Origin of the sequence: Candidatus Kuenenia sp. (assembly GCF_027493735.1) — a bacterium.
Classification (GTDB): domain Bacteria; phylum Planctomycetota; class Brocadiia; order Brocadiales; family Brocadiaceae; genus Kuenenia; species Kuenenia stuttgartiensis_A.
Genome location: NZ_JAOSKF010000001.1, coordinates 169771 through 187528, shown reverse-complemented (window position 1 = coordinate 187528; position 17758 = coordinate 169771). Strand labels below are relative to the sequence as shown.

General features: G+C 40.6%; 13 protein-coding genes. 12 read left to right on the top strand and 1 reads right to left on the bottom strand.

Going from position 1 to position 17758, the window contains the following annotated elements; genetic code table 11:
• Positions 1-426 precede the first annotated feature (426 nt).
• From M5U24_RS00875 to M5U24_RS00820, 12 genes are all read left to right on the top strand, one after another.
• Positions 427-1455, top strand: coding sequence for an alpha-ketoacid dehydrogenase subunit beta (locus tag M5U24_RS00875; protein WP_298201387.1), 1029 nt, complete (start codon positions 427-429; stop codon positions 1453-1455).
• A 15-nt stretch (positions 1456-1470) separates the two neighbouring features.
• Entirely contained in the window at positions 1471-2721 is a 1251-nt protein-coding gene (locus M5U24_RS00870; RefSeq protein ID WP_099326320.1) for a dihydrolipoamide acetyltransferase family protein, read from the top strand.
• Positions 2672-3370 (top strand): lipoyl(octanoyl) transferase LipB, encoded by a 699-nt coding sequence (lipB, locus tag M5U24_RS00865; protein ID WP_099326321.1) that lies wholly within the window; start codon positions 2672-2674, stop codon positions 3368-3370. The genes M5U24_RS00870 and lipB overlap by 50 nt, the downstream gene beginning before the upstream one ends.
• Entirely contained in the window at positions 3361-6747 is a 3387-nt protein-coding gene (locus M5U24_RS00860; protein ID WP_099326322.1) for a PAS domain S-box protein, read from the top strand. Before lipB ends, M5U24_RS00860 begins: the two co-directional genes overlap by 10 nt.
• Positions 6748-7439: 692 nt before the next feature.
• The gene (locus tag M5U24_RS00855) at positions 7440-8705 is read left to right on the top strand and encodes a DUF2130 domain-containing protein (RefSeq protein ID WP_099327101.1); all 1266 of its coding nucleotides are present in this window, start codon (positions 7440-7442) and stop codon (positions 8703-8705) included.
• A gap of 847 nt (positions 8706-9552) precedes the next feature.
• Positions 9553-9801, top strand: a complete 249-nt coding sequence (locus M5U24_RS00850; RefSeq protein ID WP_099326325.1) for a hypothetical protein — start codon at positions 9553-9555, stop codon at positions 9799-9801.
• Between the two features lie 811 nt (positions 9802-10612).
• Positions 10613-11698, top strand: coding sequence for an ATP-binding protein (locus M5U24_RS00845; RefSeq protein ID WP_157820675.1), 1086 nt, complete (start codon positions 10613-10615; stop codon positions 11696-11698).
• A gap of 6 nt (positions 11699-11704) precedes the next feature.
• Positions 11705-11887 carry a response regulator gene (locus tag M5U24_RS00840; protein WP_099326327.1) on the top strand — a complete coding sequence of 61 codons (183 nt, stop codon included), beginning with the start codon at positions 11705-11707 and terminating at the stop codon, positions 11885-11887.
• Positions 11884-12054 carry a hypothetical protein gene (locus tag M5U24_RS00835; protein ID WP_157820677.1) on the top strand — a complete coding sequence of 57 codons (171 nt, stop codon included), beginning with the start codon at positions 11884-11886 and terminating at the stop codon, positions 12052-12054. The genes M5U24_RS00840 and M5U24_RS00835 overlap by 4 nt, the downstream gene beginning before the upstream one ends.
• A gap of 1551 nt (positions 12055-13605) precedes the next feature.
• Positions 13606-14823: an MFS transporter gene (locus M5U24_RS00830; protein WP_099326328.1), complete on the top strand. Its 1218-nt coding sequence runs from the start codon at positions 13606-13608 to the stop codon at positions 14821-14823.
• A 107-nt stretch (positions 14824-14930) separates the two neighbouring features.
• Positions 14931-15710 carry a hypothetical protein gene (locus tag M5U24_RS00825; protein WP_099326329.1) on the top strand — a complete coding sequence of 260 codons (780 nt, stop codon included), beginning with the start codon at positions 14931-14933 and terminating at the stop codon, positions 15708-15710.
• Positions 15711-16289: 579 nt separating this feature from the next.
• Positions 16290-16880, top strand: coding sequence for a TetR/AcrR family transcriptional regulator (locus M5U24_RS00820; protein ID WP_099326330.1), 591 nt, complete (start codon positions 16290-16292; stop codon positions 16878-16880).
• Between the two features lie 13 nt (positions 16881-16893).
• On the opposite strand, the gene M5U24_RS00815 is transcribed toward M5U24_RS00820, so the two are convergent.
• A complete protein-coding gene (locus tag M5U24_RS00815; RefSeq protein ID WP_099326331.1) occupies positions 16894-17757 on the bottom strand; it encodes a 2-oxoacid:ferredoxin oxidoreductase subunit beta in 864 nt (287 codons plus the stop codon).
• Position 17758: the final 1 nt, after the last annotated feature.

The window sequence follows — 17758 nt, the reverse complement described above, 5'->3', positions numbered from 1 at the left end:
ATCTATGAATCTATAGCAAGTAGAAGTCAGAAGTCGTAACACTTTAGTTTTTTGAAAAATTCCCGGGATAGAAAAAATACCATGTAGCCCTGTTAGGGGCGGTCTGTTTGTAGCGCAATAAAATTTAATAAGGTAAATAGCTCCGTAGGAGCGGCCTGTCCGTATTCAGGTAGACCTGTTTATATGGATTTACAAGAGACAGGTCGCTCCTAACAGAGCTAATCTCTGTTATAATATCCTATTTTGCTACAAACAGGCTGCTCCTACGGAGCTTATAGGTAGTACATTTTTCAAAAAACTAAAGTGTTACCAGAGGTCAGATCTCTGATTTTTAAACAGCACGGACAAACGGAGTTTGTTCGTGCCACCCTTATCTGTTTGATTATAATATAGCATGATTCGCTATTCCTGCAGAACCAATTGTCGATGTGTGAAAACACCTTTAATAAAATATATGCAAATGTAAAAAAGGAGGCATGGATGGGACAAATTACCTATCTTGAAGCAATAAGGGAAGCCATGGATGAAGAGATGTCCCGCGACCCAGGCGTGTTTGTTTTGGGTGAAGACGTAGGGGTATATGGCGGGGCGTTTCGGGCAACGGAAGGGTTTTATGAGAAATACGGAGAGTGGCGGGTGCTGGATACCCCTTTATCGGAATCAGGGTTTACCGGAGCCGCAATTGGCGCAGCCCTCGTAGGTATGCGACCGATTGTTGAAATGCAGTTTGCTGATTTTATTTCCTGTGCTTTTGACCAGTTGATAAACGTGGCGGCAAAGTTTCATTATCGCATGGGCACCGCCGTGCCTATGGTTGTCCGCGCACCTTATGGCGGCAATATACATGGCGGGGCATTTCACTCACAGTGTATTGAGGGATATTTTTTTAATGTACCGGGATTAAAAATTGTGGCACCGTCGAGTGTGTATGACGCAAAGGGTTTATTAAAGGCAGCCATCCGAGACAATGACCCCGTGCTCTATTGTGAGCATAAGTACCTTTACCGGCGGATAAAAGATACGGTTCCGGAAGATGATTACATCGTACCGATTGGTATGGCAAAGGTGGTTCAGGAAGGCACGGATGTATCGGTTATTACGTATGGAGCAATGGTGCATACGGCTATTGAAGCGGCAAACGAAGTGAAGACGAAAGGTGTTTCTGTTGAAATTGTCGATTTGAGAACACTCCTGCCACTGGATAAAAAAACAATTTACGAGTCCGTTAAAAAGACAAACAAGGTGATCATTCTGCATGAACAGACAAAGACGGGCGGCGTTGGCGCCGAGGTATCCGCATTGATTTCCGAATATTGTTTTGATGATTTGGATGCCCCGGTCATTCGCATTGCTGCCCCGGATACCCCGGTACCATACAGCCCTTTAATGGAAGAAGCATTTATCCCGCAAACAAAAGATGTGGTAAATACTATAGATAAAATAATACGTTATTAATTTGGAGAAATATATATGACCGTTGATATAATCATGCCGCAAATGGGAGAAAGCGTCGCGGAAGGCACCATTCTTAAATGGCTGGTTAACGAGGGTGATTACGTTGAGAAGGAACAGCCGCTGGTAGAAATCAGCACGGATAAAATTGATACGGAAATACCTTCGCCGTCTGCCGGTATCATAAAGAAGATTCTTTACAAAGAAGGCGCTGTCCTGGCGGTTCAAACCGTTATTGCTCAAATTGAAGAGGGCGAAATAAAGGCGCAGGCCGGAACAGTGAAGAAGGAGCAGGAAGAGAAAGAGAGGATTGAAATATCTGAAACGGCGGCAATTGTCGGTGAACGTGAAATGCATGAAAAAAGATATTCTCCTTTAGTAAAAAAACTGGCAAAGGAATATAACGTCAGTTTGACGGAAATAAAAGGTTCGGGCGAATTTGGCAGGGTAACCAAAAAGGATATAATGGAATATATCTCTTCAAAGCGGGAGATTACTGCTTCAAAAGAAAAAATTGTCAAAGAAGCGGAGCGTGAGACGCTTATTCCGTTGCATCCAAAACGCAAAATAACGGCGGAAAGGATGGCGCTAAGCAGACAAACAGCGGCGCTTGTAACTACTGTATTTGAAGTGGATATGACGCCTGTGACAAAATATCGCGAACTGAATAGAGAAGCGATGAAAAGGGAAGGCATACATCTTACCTATCTCCCTTTTATTGCATTTGCAGTCGTACAGGCTTTAAAAGAACATGTCGCCTTGAATTCATCGTGGACGGATAACGGCATTTTGCAGAAGAATTATATTAATCTGGGCATTGCCGTTGCCCTTGAGGATGGGCTGGTTGTTCCCGTTATTAAGGATGCGGATAAAAAAGATATGTTTCAATTAGCACGGGAAATTCAGGAAATAGCAGTAAATGCCCGCTCAAAAAAATTGAAACCGGATGACGTCCGGGGCGGGACATTCACTATTACAAATTACGGCGTCAATGGCAGCCTGTTTGGGACTCCCTTGATATTGCAACCCCAGTCTGCAATACTAGGCGTTGGGGCTGTGGTAAAAAGGCCGGTTATTCTCGGTGATGCTGACGCCATTGCCGTCCGGTCAATGGTATATCTGAGTCTTTCTTTTGACCATCGGGTAATGGATGGTGCGCATGCCGATGCATTTCTTCATAAGGTAAAAGATATATTGGAGACGTGGGGAGAATCTCTATATGAACAGAAAAAGCCTAATCCTCCTGGCGGATATGGTGGAGTATGGTGAAGCCTGGGAGTTGCAAAAAACGCTGTTAGAGCTAAGGACCTCTGGAAAAATAGAAGATTGCCTGCTCCTTCTCCAGCATCCTCCTACCTTCACCTATGGCCGCAGATATAAAGAATCAAATCTTATTTCAAATAAAATGTGCTATGAGAAAATCGGCATTGCTGTTTACAAAACAGACAGGGGCGGTCTTGCCACGTATCACGGACCTGGACAGGTAGTAGGGTATCCTATCTTAAAAATGCGTTCTTATACGAATGATTATTATGAATATCTGAGAATGCTTGAAGAGGTAATGATACAAGTAGTATCTGATTATGGGATAACCGTAGACAGGAGAAAAGAATATACCGGCGTTTGGGCAGATAATGCCAAGATAGGTTTTATAGGCGTCAGGATTGCCACGGGTTATACGATGCATGGTTTTTCACTCAATGTTAATAATGACCTGTCTCCTTTTGAATATATAACCCCATGCGGAATTGACGGGATAAAGGTCGCATCCCTGCAAAGCCTATTGAATACAACGGTTGATTTAAAAGAAATATATGAAAGGATTACAAATCATTATGCAAACATCTTCCAAACCGAAATAGTTTTCATAGAAAATACGTCACCATATAGTATTACGAGGGCAATTGTATGCATATAAATCTCAGCCAATTATCGGCAGTTGAAATAACGAAATTCTCCAAAAACATTAAAGATAAATGTAGTGGACATGCGTTTATGGAAGAATCGGTTCAGGAGGCAACAAAGCTTTTTTACAATTCATTTGTTACCGGTAACGGAAGCAGTTCTTTTGCATTAGTACACGTTTTTAAATCATGTTTTTACCAGGAACTTCCGGATGATGTTCAGTCATATATACAAAACAAGGTAACAACGAAATCAATAGTTTCACAAAGCAGGTATTTGACTTTATTAGGGACATGCGGCGATTTGGATGCATGGTGTGATAGAAAAAAATCCGGAAATCATATTGCCTTTCCCATGGATGAACCGCAATTGTCTCACAAATATCCTATGATCGCTGCGCTTTTAACGCAAATAGGAGAATATCCTCTTTGTGAAGTAAATGCGGGAATAGATTTCCTCAAAAATGACCAACATAAAAATTATGGGTTATATTGTATTGAAGATGCGGGAGACATGATGTCAATTCCGGATCAAACAAATTTTGTGAATACCCATTCCATAAAATCAGTTGTCGGGTTTGGTGGAAAATTTTCTTCAGGCAATGTCTATGCGATTATCATCTTTTCCAAAGAGTTAATTCGTAAAAATACCGCAAAATCATTTCTCGCCATCAATCCCGCGATAAAGCAGATTATGCTGCCGTTTGAAATAGAGGGCAATATATTTAAAAATAGCCTGCACGCACCGAATTCAAATGGAATAAGCATTAATAATGATGAATCAGGCATAAACACCAAACAGTTTCATAAAAATAGTATTGATTACCACAAGAAATACCTTATTGAAAGAGAAATGTCTGCCGCCATCCAGGCTGAACTGGATATGACAAATGAGTGCATGATTGAGGTGACAGAGGACTTGAAAAGGGCAAACAAAAGCCTGGAAGATGAAATCATTAAACGGCTTCAGGCGGAAAACGAACTGCAACAAAGTCAGAGTCAATTACAAGCAGTGTTTGATAATGCCGCAGCGTGCATTTACATAAAAGATATTGAGGGTAAGCACCTGTTTATTAATAAGCAATATGAAAAGGTGTTTCACATTACCGGGGATACGATAAAAGGGAAAACAGTTTACGATATATTCCCACGGGAGATGGCGGAGGCATTACATAAGACCGATCAAAAAGTGCTTGAGTCGAAAACTCCTATGGAATTTGAAGAAATTGTTCTCCATGATGACGTCCCTCACACCTATCTATCAATAAAATTTCCGTTATATGCTTCAAATGACGTCCCTTACGGGGTGTGCGGGATTTCGACGGATATTACACAGCGCAAGGAAATGGAGATAGAACTTAAAAAAATGAATGCACTTCTCAAACAGGATGCCGGGGAATATGCTGAAAGGCTGGGAAAACAGCATATTGAACTGGCAATGGAATCGCAAGAACGGAAAAAGACTGAATCCGCCCTGCAGGAAAGTGAAAAGCGTTTTCGCGTAATGTTTGATCAGGCTGCAGTGGGTTTTGCGCTTCAGGAAGTAAAGACTGGCAATTATATTTTAGTTAATAAAAAATACAATGAAATTATGAGTAACGCACCGCTTGTCCATCCTGATGACCGGCAGGCAGTTTTAGTAAACAAACAAAAATTAATTGACGGTACGATTCATGAATTTATTATGGAAGTGTGGTTTTTTCACGAGAATGGGGATACTGTGTGGGTGAACATGACGGTATCGCCCTTTTGGCAAACAGGAGAGGAACCTGATTTTTACATGATAACGGTGGAAGACCTTACTGAACGTAAGAAGGCGATAGCTGCGCTTGAGGAAAGTAATGAAAAAATCCAACTGTTACTTAACTCCACAGGGGAAGGTATTTATGGTATAGACGAGCAGGGCATATGCACGTTTGCAAATACTGCTTGCGTTAAATTGCTTGGATATGAGACCCCGCATCAGCTTATAGGAAATCAAATGCATAAAATGATTCATCATACCCACCGGGACGGCATGCCGTATCCCATTGAGGAATGTAATGTTTTTCAGGCGTACCAGAAAGGCGAAAGTATTCACGTCATTGATGATATTGCATGGCGTGCCGATGGATCGTTTTTCCCTGTAGAGTATCGGTCATACCCGATATATAAAAATAATAAAAATATCGGAGCGGTTGTTACTTTTCAGGATATTACTGCACGAAAACGCATGGAGAAAGAGCTTTTACATTCGAAAAAAATGCAGGCCCTCGGAACAATTACTTCCGGTGTTGCACATGAGGTGAATAATATCCTTGCGGCTATTGACGGCAATATACAGATGTTAATGAGACAGAATAAAGGCCGGAAGATGCTGCTGGACTCTCTTAAGATAGTTCACAAATACGTAAAAGACGGGGCTGAGATTGTTAGAAGATTAAATGAATTTACCAAAAAGAACGAAGATTCCCCCGGTTATGTGCCGGTTGATCTGGCTGAACTGACAAGGCATGTTGTGAGATTCCTCAGTCCCAGGTGGCAGGATATGGCTCAGGGGACAGGGATAAAGTATCGCATAAACACTGATGGACTTAAAAAAGTCAGGGATATAAAAGGCAATCCTTCAGAATTACGGGAAGTAGTATTGAATATTATCACTAATGCATTGGATGCCATGCCCAAAGGAGGTACCCTTTGTTTTAATATCTGGGAGGATGAAGATAACGTAAATTTGAGTATTTCCGATACGGGGGCCGGTATGACTGAAGAGGTGATATCGAAAATCTTTGATCCTTTCTTCACGAGCAAGGAAAAGGGCACAGGCTTAGGTTTGAGTGTTGTTTATGGGATTGTTAAAAGACATGGGGGTGTGATACACGTTTCCAGCACGGTTGGAATGGGAAGTGTTTTCCTATTATCGTTTCCATCAAAAAAAGAGGTTTATACGGTAGAAGAAGCACAAATAATCGGGACAAAAAAAGGGATGATGGAAGATAATGTATTGGTGCTTGATGATGCGAACACAGTCAGCGATGCGGTGTTGGAGTATGGTGGGGGAAATAAGATATTGGTGATTGAGGATGAATTGGTTATAGGAAAGGTGTTGTGCAATTTTCTTACAGAGGGAGGGTATGTTGTTGAATATTGTAATAATGGTGCAGATGCATTAGATAAATTAAAACAATACAAATATGACATTGTCCTTTGTGATCTTGGGATGCCGGGGGTTTCGGGATGGGATATAATGAATGCAGTAGAAATGTTACAAGAAAAACCAAAGGTCGGTATAATTACCGGATTCCTGAATACCGCGGATACTTTTCCAGATAATAAAATAAAAGCAAATTTTATCATCAATAAGCCATTTGATTTAGAAGTTGTATTAGAACATATTCAGCAGATACTTTAAAGGGATAGATAATTCGTATCTGCTTTGTATTTTAAAAGGGGTTAAAGTTATTCGCGTGGTAGGTACAATATGTACATGCGCACGCGCATTTGGAGTTGCAGAAAAAATGAGTTGGACGTGTCCTCACCAAAAAAATAATGAATGTATCCGGTTAAAGAAACCATGCCAGCCTCTGCAGAAGGGTTGTGTGTTGGAAGATAAAGTTACATTTATAGATTTTCAATATGAGGATAACGAAAATCAAAAACATTCAAAAAAAGGTAACTATCCAGCGTAAACATTACCGCCAAACACCGGCTACGGATTGCGTTGCTCGCCTGGAAGCCGGTTTTTGTACCATTTTAGTTTTTTGAAAAATTCCAACAATAACAAAATACATAAAACCAGGGTGTAGGGACGAAGCATTTGCATTTCAAACTCGAAATCCTCAGATGAGTGTCAGGGGGAGCATTCCCGATTTTTTGTAACCGATTATGTGATTGGGGCAAAACAACATTGCCAGGGATTAATACTACTGTACGTTTCATTAAAACATGGCAGAAATCACAAAAAACCGGGAATGCAGCCAGAGTTGACGTTTGAAGAATCAGCCCCACAAGGGCATGAAAGCTGCAAGAGACGTGGCAAGTCTGTCCCCCGCTGGCGAGAGGCATAGTTTGAACCGGTTTGTTGATATTATCAAGGAGAGATGTGTGACAGAGCCAATGATTACTTGTCCGAAATGCCAGACTGCGATTAAGCTGACAGAATCGCTTGCGGCGCCGATCGTCGAGTCCGCCCGTCGCGAGTATGAGCAACGTCTGGCACAGAAAGACGCTGACATCGCCAAACGCGAAACCTTGCTTTGTGAGCGTGAAAAAGAGATTGTCAGGGCAAAAGAGGCTATTGACGGACAGGTCGCAGAGAAACTGCGTCAGGAGCGCGACAGGATAGTTGCTGAAGAATCCAGGAAGGCCAAGCTTGCACTTGCTGCCGACTTTGAGCAAAAACGAAAGGAACTTGCCGATCTTCAGGAAGTGCTCAAACAGAGGGACGAGAAACTTGCCGAGGCGCAGAAGGCGCAGGCTGAAGTCTTGAGAAGGCAGCGGGAACTCGATGACGAAAAACGCGAATTTGACTTGACGGTGGAGAAGCGCATACAGGAAGGGCTTGCCACGGTACGTGAACAAGCGCACAAAGAGGCTGAAGACCAACTTAAATTCAAGGTGTTGGAGAAAGAGCAGACTATTGCTTCAATGCAAAAGCAGATAGAAGAACTTAAGCGCAAGGCCGATCAGGGGTCACAGCAACTTCAGGGAGAAGTCCAGGAGCTTGAGCTTGAAGCGCTATTGATCTCGAAATTCCCGCGCGATACGATAGAACCCGTTCCGAAGGGCGAGCATGGCGGCGATGTGTTGCATCGGGTCATTGGCCATCTCGGCCAATCCTGCGGTACTATCTTGTGGGAGTCCAAAAGGACAAAGAGCTGGAGCGACGGCTGGCTTATCAAGCTTCGTGAAGACCAGCGGGCAGCAAAGGCAGAGATTGCCGTAATCGTCAGCCAGGCGCTCCCGAAGGGCGCGGCGACATTCGAATTGATTGACGGCGTATGGGTAACGCATCCCAGGGCAGCAATTCCCGTAGCTGTCACGCTCCGCCACACCCTCATCGAGGTCTCATCAGCCAGGCAGACTATGGAAGGGCAGCAAACCAAGATGGAAATGGTCTACAGGTACCTCACCGGCCCTAGATTCCGACAGCGTGTACAGGCCATCGTTGAGGCGTTCTCCTCCATGCAGGAAGACCTCGACAAAGAGAAGAAGATCATTACGAAGCAATGGGCCAAGCGCGAGGAACAGATCGGGCGCGTGATGCAGTCTACCGTTGGCATGTACGGCGACCTGCAGGGTATTGCTGGGAAGACGTTGCAGGAGATTGAGGGGTTGGAATTAAGCGCTTTGGAGGCATCTGAAGAATAATACGGGTGCATTCCCGATTTTTTGCAAAAAAACAATCAGTAGGGGTTAACAGTAACGTAGAGACAGGTTTCAAACCTGTCTTTTACCGCTTGAAAATGACAGAAACAACCCTGACAGGGTTCCAAACCCTGTCAGGGTTAATCAAACAAGATGTTTGCGATACAATACCTGTTAGCCAACAGGTAGGTGCGAATATTTGCAAAAAATCGGGAATGCACCCCTTCCAGAATAATCGCAGTACGTAGTGTTATGTCTCTGGAACCGTCCAAGGTTAAAAGAAACATTCAGCCGGGTTCCTGGTTGATTAAGCCGCGTTTTTATTTACCGCAATACAGGTGAGAAAGTCTTCACTCTTTTTTTCACCATCATTTAAATCATCGCGTTAATCCATAGTGTGAAAGCGCACATATTTCTTAGCACATCGCAATATGTACTCACTATATGAATTAATTAGTGATACCGCCGCATCACATCCCTTATGTAATACTAAATTTAATACGAGAATCTGCTGTATGTATTTGCATACAGTGGAAAACAAGCATAACAACTCTAAGCATTAATAGTTTATGAAATATCTACTATACGGTGTATTGATTTGCATACAATATTTGTAAATTGCCCGGACTTGTTTTTATCACTACTTCTCATGCCGTTGTTAATTTCATCAGGCATAACTACTTTTATCTTTGAAGGTTATAAATTTATTACTACTAGTATAAAAAAATTGTATTGTTTTAATTTTCAATGGCAAAGGCATTGCGTAGGTATTGCGTTGAGAAAAAAGTCTGTTTCGGGAGTGTTCCCGGAAGATTGTTAAAAAAGATGCAAATTGAAGGAGGATGGCGAAATGTTTAAGAAGATAGGTATTGGTGTTGTTATTTCAGGGGCGTTAATGTTTAGTTATTTTGGATTAAACACAGCATTCATTAGCCCCGTAATCGCAGAAGAGGAAGGGAAAGACATTGAGAAAAAGACTGACGAGCTGATGGGTAGTTATAAAACAAGTAGTGCCTCATATGTTAGTGCTGTCGTTTCCAATGAGGATGTCTGCGAAAAATGCGGAAAAAAGAAAGATGATTGCACCTGCGAGGACTAATAAGCAGTAAACAATTGATACGTTCGTCATACAGGAGTATTCATTGTTATGTAAGCTGACGTTGGGCTAAATTGGTGACATATGAAAACAATTGGCGAAAGAAAACATTTATAGCATATCGCTTTGCGAAGTAGCGGGCGGATGTTTCCCAATAGCGCCAGTGGCTTGCATTTATTTGCTGGATTTTCAGGATGGCATGGACAAACAGGGTTTGTCCGTGCCATCAGTCGTGTAGGGGAGGGCATTATCCGCAGAGAAATAAACAACGTGTAAACGGAAGAGTGATATTTTGTTGGGTAATGCCCTGTCCTATCAGGTTCGCTTAATAGAAGATGAATTGTAACTATTCAGCGAGAAATATTTTAAATATAAATCAAAACATAAACATGCCAAATTACCTATTATGGGTTGGGTTTGAAATGCAGGAGGAAGAATTTCGTTACTCCCACGCACTGCTTAAAGAATCAAGACAAAAACATTTCAACCCTTACGATCTTATCTGTCTCTGTTGGATACCTTATTCTTAATGAGAAAGGGTTCATTCTGGCGGCAAACTTTGCAAGAGCTTTCATGCTGGGCATAGAGCCGCATTCGTTAACAAATAAACCTCTATCGAAATACATCGTAAAGGAGGATACAGATGCATTATACAAGGGCGTCTGAAATGGGAAACAAGGAAACCTGTGAACGGAGAATGCTTAAAGGAGATCAATCGTTTAATGCACAGCCTTAAAGCGTTGCGGTTGAGTATGCAGAGGGAAACATCATTCAATATCTTGTCACTATAGCAGATATTTCTGACTACAAAGATTTGGAAATAAAATTAAATAGTTTGTTAAAGTTCCACAGTGAGGACACTAATCCGGTGTTGCGGGTATCAAGTGAGGGAATAATTTTATATACCAATAATGCCGGTTCTCACATATTGAATTTGTTGGGCTGCCATGTATATCAAATACTTCCTGAACCATGGTTGAAAATGGTTGATAACGCCCTGCACAATGGCAGAACTATAACGTTTTACGGCGAATTTACCCTCCATGTGTATTCTTTTACGTTTACGCCAGTGAAAGAGAAAGGTTATGTTAATATTTACGGGCTTGACGTCACCCAACAACGCAAGCGGATGGAACAAGAACTGCTGCATGCGCAGAAATTACAGGCAATAGGTGTTATGACAACAGGGATTGCGCATGAGTTAAACAACATGCTTGCAATCATAGACGGAAAGATACAGATGTTAATGCAGGAAAATAAAGGCAGAAAAAAATTACTTAATGAATTACGTTTAATTCAAAGTTCAATCAAGGATGGCGCTGAAATTGTCCGCCGTATGAATAAATTTACTACGGAGAAGGAAGATCGTGAAGGGTTTGTAGCAATTGACTTACGGGAAGAGATAAAAAATACAATTGATTTAATTTGCCCAAAATGTAAGGAACACTCAGAGAGAAAAGGAATTACCTATACCATAAATTTGGACGGCGTTAAACACGTTTCATGCATAAATGGCAATCCTTTGGGGTTGCGGGAAGTATTGATTAACATCATCTATAATGCCCTTGACTCCATGCCAGAGGGAGGAACGCTTTCCTTTTCTACAAGGGAAGAAAACGGAAGCGTCGTTTTAGAGATTTCAGATACAGGCATTGGCATGGACGAAGAAACGCAGACAAAAATCTTTGACCCTTTTTTTACCACCAAGGAATATGGCATGGGGTTGGGAATGAGTATTGTTTATGGGACTGTCAACCGGCATGGAGGCAAAATAACGGTGCAAAGTAAAAAGGGAAAGGGCAGTACCTTTATTCTAAGCTTTCCCATAGTGAAAGGGTCGCAAGGTATAACGAAGAATTATGCGCCTGGCAAAGGGATGTCAGATAAAAAGGGCGGGTGAAACCGCATACTTATCGTAGATAATGAGGTAACTCAAGGAACAAAATTGAGCAGATTCCTTACGGGAGAAGGCTATAACGTTGTTTTTGTAGATAATGGCGCTAAGGCGTTAGCGCTTCTAAAAAAGGATGAATTTGATCTCGTGCTGTGTACCTTGGACTGCCGGATATATCAGGGTGGGCTATTGTGAATGCAATAAATACTATGGCCGGAAAACCAGTGATTGGCGTAATTACAGGATACCTTAATGCGTCAAATTCATTGCCAGGCAAAGAAATGAACGCAGATTTTGTTATCAAGGAGCCTTTCGAATTAGAGGAGGTATTACGTTCCGTTAATGATTCATTAAAAGATTGATATTGCAATACTTATAAAACCATTATGTGGCGATTGTGTTTGCAATGCAATTGTATTGTCTGGTAAGAAACCGACCTGCAGAAGCTCGTAGGCTGGTGGCCGTAGTTCCCAAAATTAATTCCTTCCCAGATACATGCGACACTGGCATGTTCCCTTTTAAACCACACATCTTTCTCGTAGTTAGCGACCACGATAGAGTTGCTCTAATTCAGAGAAAAGGACGCATATCATGCATTAAGTTAGTATATCCCTTATTAACGCCTTGTGAGCGTTTGGTGATATCTCTGATGGTGTCCCTTCGTTTCCTAAGATAGGGCTCTTGGGTTTATCCAGTGACTTCATGCTTAAACCCTTGTTCTTGCCCTTGAAATCGTATCATGGAAACCTTAAATTTTGTTTGAAGTTTAGGCGCTTTATCCTCACCCAGCCTCACTCCAAGCTTCCCTCCAACTTTTCGTTCAGGCTGGCCTTGCAGAGAATGCACCGGCAGGACGTTCAGGCGTAACCACAGATAACACAGATTAAAAAATTCGTTACAATCTTAGAATTGACCAATGACCAAACAAATTCTAATGACAAAATGATTTGAAATTCTAAATGAACGCATCTTTCGTATTTCGTGCTTTGTGCCTGTTTGCTTCTGGCTATGTCAGTTTAGAGGCAAAATGGTTTACAAAAAGATTTGAGAAGATGCTTGATCGAAACATTTTATCTAAGAAAGCAGGCGGCGAAAGGAAAAGATAAAGGTTGCTATTCCGCGTAAACATTACACGACTCCCGGTAGGTTCACTCATTAGAAGGCTTTTGTCCTTGACAAAAGCCTTCTAATGAGTGAACCCACGAATGTTAGTTTTCAGTGCTATTACATTCCCGAAAATCACAGACCGGGTCAAATGAACTTTGTTGTCAAGGAAGTGGGGATGAATTGCTATAAACTCCTGTTTTTGCGCCTATTTTGCCGCTTTTTAGTAACAAAGTGGGGAATTATACCCACGAAATAACGTAAAATTGCTTATTTGACCCGGTCTGCGGAGCTTGGGAACGAGCGGTTTTTTCAAACCACCAAAGTCTTATCCATAATTCAGCGTTTTAGCTTTTTAAAAGTTTTATTTGGCAATATGTTCTCATTCACGTTATTGCAGGTTTATAATAGGTAAACAATTGTATACTTATTTATTGACATATGCAGTTTCCTTAGTTATTATATTCAAGTATATTATCGGTTACTTATGTAAATGACCAAAAAATACATGCAATACTTTTTATCAGAAATGCAGTTGAAATACACAGTATTGAGTTTAATTAAGATTGATAATTTGCTTAAAAACAATTATCGTTTAGAAAGGACAAAATATGATAGTACCTTATGCACAGTTGGCAATCGGCAATCTACTGTCGGCAAATTGCAGATTGAGGACTGAGGACTTTTTTCGTGTCAGTACAGCACGCATGTTAATAATTGTTTGAAATGTAATTATTTTTAAATATTATTGAACAAAACACAATTAAATTAATCAAGACGGTAAATAGTAATTAATCAGGAAATTTTTTATGAATATGAATATGTCAGCGAATGAACAAATACAAACGCCAAATGGCAATACAAGGGTAATGATACTTGCAACCTTGGCATTTGCGCTATGCTTTGCCGGTTGGACATTATTTGCACCTTTAGCAATATATTTTCAGAGAGAATTTAATCTGTCTTCCACAATGGTAGGAATATTACTTGCTACGCCGGTATTACTTGGTTCCCTTGCAAAGATTCCTATGGGTATTGTGACAGATAAGTATGGCGGAAGACTCGTTTTTACGATTATGCTTCTGTTTGGATTCGTATCTCTGTTTTTTACCGGTTTTGCCCGTAGTTATGGTTCTTTGTTAGCGTGCGGATTCTTTTTCGGTTTAATAGGATCTTCCTTTGCTGTTGGAATTCCGCATGTTTCAGAATGGTATCCAAAGAAAAAACAAGGCTTTGCATTAGGCGTTTATGGCGTGGGAAATGCGGGTACTGCCCTTGCTGCATTTGGAGCGCCATTTATCGCGGAATCTTTGGGTTGGAGTAAGGTATTTATTATTTATTCATTTCCGTTACTTCTCATGGCATTTATCTACTGGTTTTTTACATCCAATGCCCCAAAACCTGCCAATTTAAAGGTTTCAACCCTGGGTGACAAACTGAAACTTTATAAATCTTCCAGATTGGCCTGGATCTTTTGCTTTTTTTACTTCATGTACTTTGGATTCTTCGTATGCTTTTCAGTATGGTTGCCGACGTATTTATATGACTTTTATCATATTTCACCGGTAAAGGCCGGTAGCTTCACCTCTATATTTGTATTTCTCTCATCATTTACCCGAATCTTGGGTGGTTACCTGGGCGATAAGTTCGATGGAAGAAAAATAATGGTACTGCTTACAGTAGCCGTACTTTTTATAGCGGTATTCTTAAATTTCAACTTATCATTAACAACCGCACTCGCGGTGTTTTACATTATGGGCACTTGTCTGGGTATTGGCAATGGTGTCGTATACAAGTTGGTAGCAGAATATTATCCAAAAGATACCGGGGCTGTGGGTGGCCTTGTAGGGGCAGCAGGGGGTCTCGGAGGCTTTTTTCTTCCTATAATTTTAGGCACAATTAAAGATTACACCGAGAATTATGCTCTCGGGTATATATTTGTATCCCTCGTTTGTCTTATGTGCCTTTCTTTTATGGAGAAAAAAACCCTGGTAAATGCACACAGAAAAGTAGCAACTGCAATGTAATGAGGGCGAGAAGCGCAAAGAGGCAGTGGGGTAATATTGAAGGCTGGTGCCGGTACATAAAGACGCTAAAAATTTATTTAATGGCATTTAAATAAAGAAGAATACCTATGGCTATTATCGAAAATTATATAGGTCAGAATAAGCTGACGCAATCTGCAATAAAGGATTTAAAGGTCGGTGCACGGTTAGTATTTATTGGTGTTAATCTAAGTTTCTTAGTAGGAAATTTAATTCACGGCCTTATCTATTTCGAATTTCTTCGGGCAGGAAATCACGGACGCGAATATGAGGCACATGTGCCGAATCTGCCCGATATGTTTGGTGATATTGTGATGGCAATAGTCTTTGCTTTCGCATATCTTTTTATCGCGTCTGATTCAGTAAAAAGAGTAGCAGATGGAATCTCTGATGTTTCATCAGGATTGACCTGCCAGGATAAACAAGCTGTGGAGCAGTTAATAAAATGGGTAAAAGGCCTTTTTTATGTAAGTATCATCGGGTTTGGATTGTATTTTCTCTCAAAATATTTCTTGTCTGAGGTACTTGAAGTATTTTTGGAAGAAGAGGAAGACGTTAGTGTTTCAATGCATCATATCTCTTTCGCCGCTCATAAACATCATGTAATTCCAATTATCTTAAATATTTTAAACGATTTTGTTAAATTAGGTTCGGTTTTCATATTCGTTACGGTATATTGCAGGTATCTTTCCTTAGGCAAGTATGCTTTTCTTACCCTTTATGCCTTCTTTTTTATACGATTCCTCTTTGCAACCAATATGTTTGGATTTATTGATAGATATGATTTGTATATGGGCGCCGCTATCCTGGATTTTCTAACACCGGTTATTAATATTATTTCAATTATTAGTATAGCTATTGGTGTGTAAGATGCTTTATACCTTTGGCAACTTGACCTGAAAAAATTTTAAATGAGCTACAAAGATTGTGCAGCTATGCTGCCATTCAGAAAAGAATTTTAAATTTAAGTAGTACGATTGGCAAACTATGAAATTCATTACCGAGAGAAGAAAAAAAGGACGGTTTATTAATGGGTCTGCTTCGCTTGGCCACTCCTATATGATTACTCCATTCAGCATGACGAACTGGCTGCCGATTAAACTTCTTGTAAAACGTTTAATCCACTGAATCGTCACCGCATTACATTCTCATCGTCAGCATGCTTAAGAAACACTATAATTGTTGCCCGGGAATGAATATACTCAAGAGGCTTACAATTTGTGATTTATAGACAATGTCGTCGCAGTTCAACACAGACAAACAAAGTTTGTCCATGCTACCCTATTTTCAATTTAAAATTCATATTTTATGGGCATCTTTAGTATAGTATAAGCCCTTACCTTAAAAATTAAGTTTCATTTTCAATCTTGTATATTTTTATTTTTACATAGAACCGTAGAGAAGTTATAGAGTCCTGTTGTAATTCATATACAGAAGAGGGGTATTGTGTGCAAGTAAGAAAATCTACGAAGATCAGGAGACAGCAGATTGTAGACATTATTCGGGCTATTATTTCTTCTAAAGGGATTGAACATGTTACCATAAGCGAAATAGCTGGAGAAATGGGAACCACCAAAGGGGCTATTTACCGGCATTTTAAGAGTAAAAGGGATATACTGCGCTTATTGATAGATAATGTAGAAGAAGCCCTTATGGATACTGTTGACAATGCAATGACGGATGAAAACCCCATTCAAAATTTAAATAATATTTTACTTGCACAACTTACTTTAGCCAAAAATCGTCGGAAGACTTCCTTTGTTGTTATTATGGGAGCCATGCAGTTTAGCGATCCAATCATACGCAAAAAGATATTAGCGCTTATCCAGAAGTACCTGCGGAAAATAGAGAAACTGCTTTTAAGCGGCGTAAAATTGGGATTAATAAAAAAGGACATCAATCCCAGGATATCTGCTATGGCTTTTATGGGGCTTATCCAATCTACTGTAAGCGTGTGGTCATATAAAGATTTTAATTTCGTACCAAAAAAAATGCATAAGCAGCTATGGAATATTTATCAACATGGACTTGGGCTTTAATCTTTGCACATAGTTATGTGAAATCATTCAGTACTATGTCGCTTATATCTATATTTTCTATCTGTTCTTCCACGAGGGGTGACTTTTCCGAAAGCCCGGTCTTTTCTTCAAAGGTCTTTTTTTCTGCCCTGTAAATTATACCAATGGGGATCCTGTCTCCCCATTCACAGGACTTCTGAAAAGCAAGCATCCTGTCTTCCGGATTGTATGATTCATCATCGTTAACTTTATAAATTCTTTTAGAATACCATCCGAAGGTGTTCTTTTTATTAAATGATACGCAGGGCTGCAATACATCTATGAGAGCGAAACCTTTATATTTTATTCCTTCAAGGATGAGCCAGGAAAGATGCTCATAATCTGCAGCATATCCCCTTGCAACAAATCCTGCCCCAATAGCAATCGCCATTTCCAGGGGACAAAGAGGTTCTTCAATTACCCCTTCAGGTTGGAATTTTGTTTGATATCCCGGATCTGTTGTTGGTGATGCCTGCCCTTTTGTAAGGCCGTATATTTGGTTATCGTGAACTATTAACGTTATGTCTAAATTTCTTCGTATATTATGAATAAAGTGATTTCCACCTTCACCGTAACAGTCACCATCTCCGGTAGTAATCACTACTGTTAATTTGTGATTTGCAATTTTTGCTGCAACGGCAACCGGCAGTGCCCTTCCATGAAGACCGTTAAAACAGTTGCATCTGATATAGTGGGGTAGTTTTGCAGCCTGGCCTATTCCGGAAACAAATAAGACATCTTTCAAATCCCTGCCAAGTTTGGCAACAGATTTTTTTACCGCAGTAAGGATACCGAAATTACCACACCCGGGGCACCAGGCTATCTCATCGCTGCTTTTAATATCCTGAACTTCTACCATA

What these genes read in the sequence shown, in the direction of transcription:
- M5U24_RS00870 (WP_099326320.1), top strand. Translation starts at nt 1,471, where the DNA reads ATGACCGTTGATATAATCATGCCGCAAATGGGAGAAAGCGTCGCGGAA.
- M5U24_RS00825 (WP_099326329.1), top strand. Translation starts at nt 14,931, where the DNA reads ATGGCTATTATCGAAAATTATATAGGTCAGAATAAGCTGACGCAATCT.
- M5U24_RS00850 (WP_099326325.1), top strand. Translation starts at nt 9,553, where the DNA reads ATGTTTAAGAAGATAGGTATTGGTGTTGTTATTTCAGGGGCGTTAATG.
- M5U24_RS00875 (WP_298201387.1), top strand. Translation starts at nt 427, where the DNA reads ATGTGTGAAAACACCTTTAATAAAATATATGCAAATGTAAAAAAGGAG.
- lipB (WP_099326321.1), top strand. Translation starts at nt 2,672, where the DNA reads ATGAACAGAAAAAGCCTAATCCTCCTGGCGGATATGGTGGAGTATGGT.
- M5U24_RS00815 (WP_099326331.1), bottom strand. Translation starts at nt 17,757, where the DNA reads ATGGTAGAAGTTCAGGATATTAAAAGCAGCGATGAGATAGCCTGGTGC.
- M5U24_RS00830 (WP_099326328.1), top strand. Translation starts at nt 13,606, where the DNA reads ATGAATATGAATATGTCAGCGAATGAACAAATACAAACGCCAAATGGC.
- M5U24_RS00860 (WP_099326322.1), top strand. Translation starts at nt 3,361, where the DNA reads ATGCATATAAATCTCAGCCAATTATCGGCAGTTGAAATAACGAAATTC.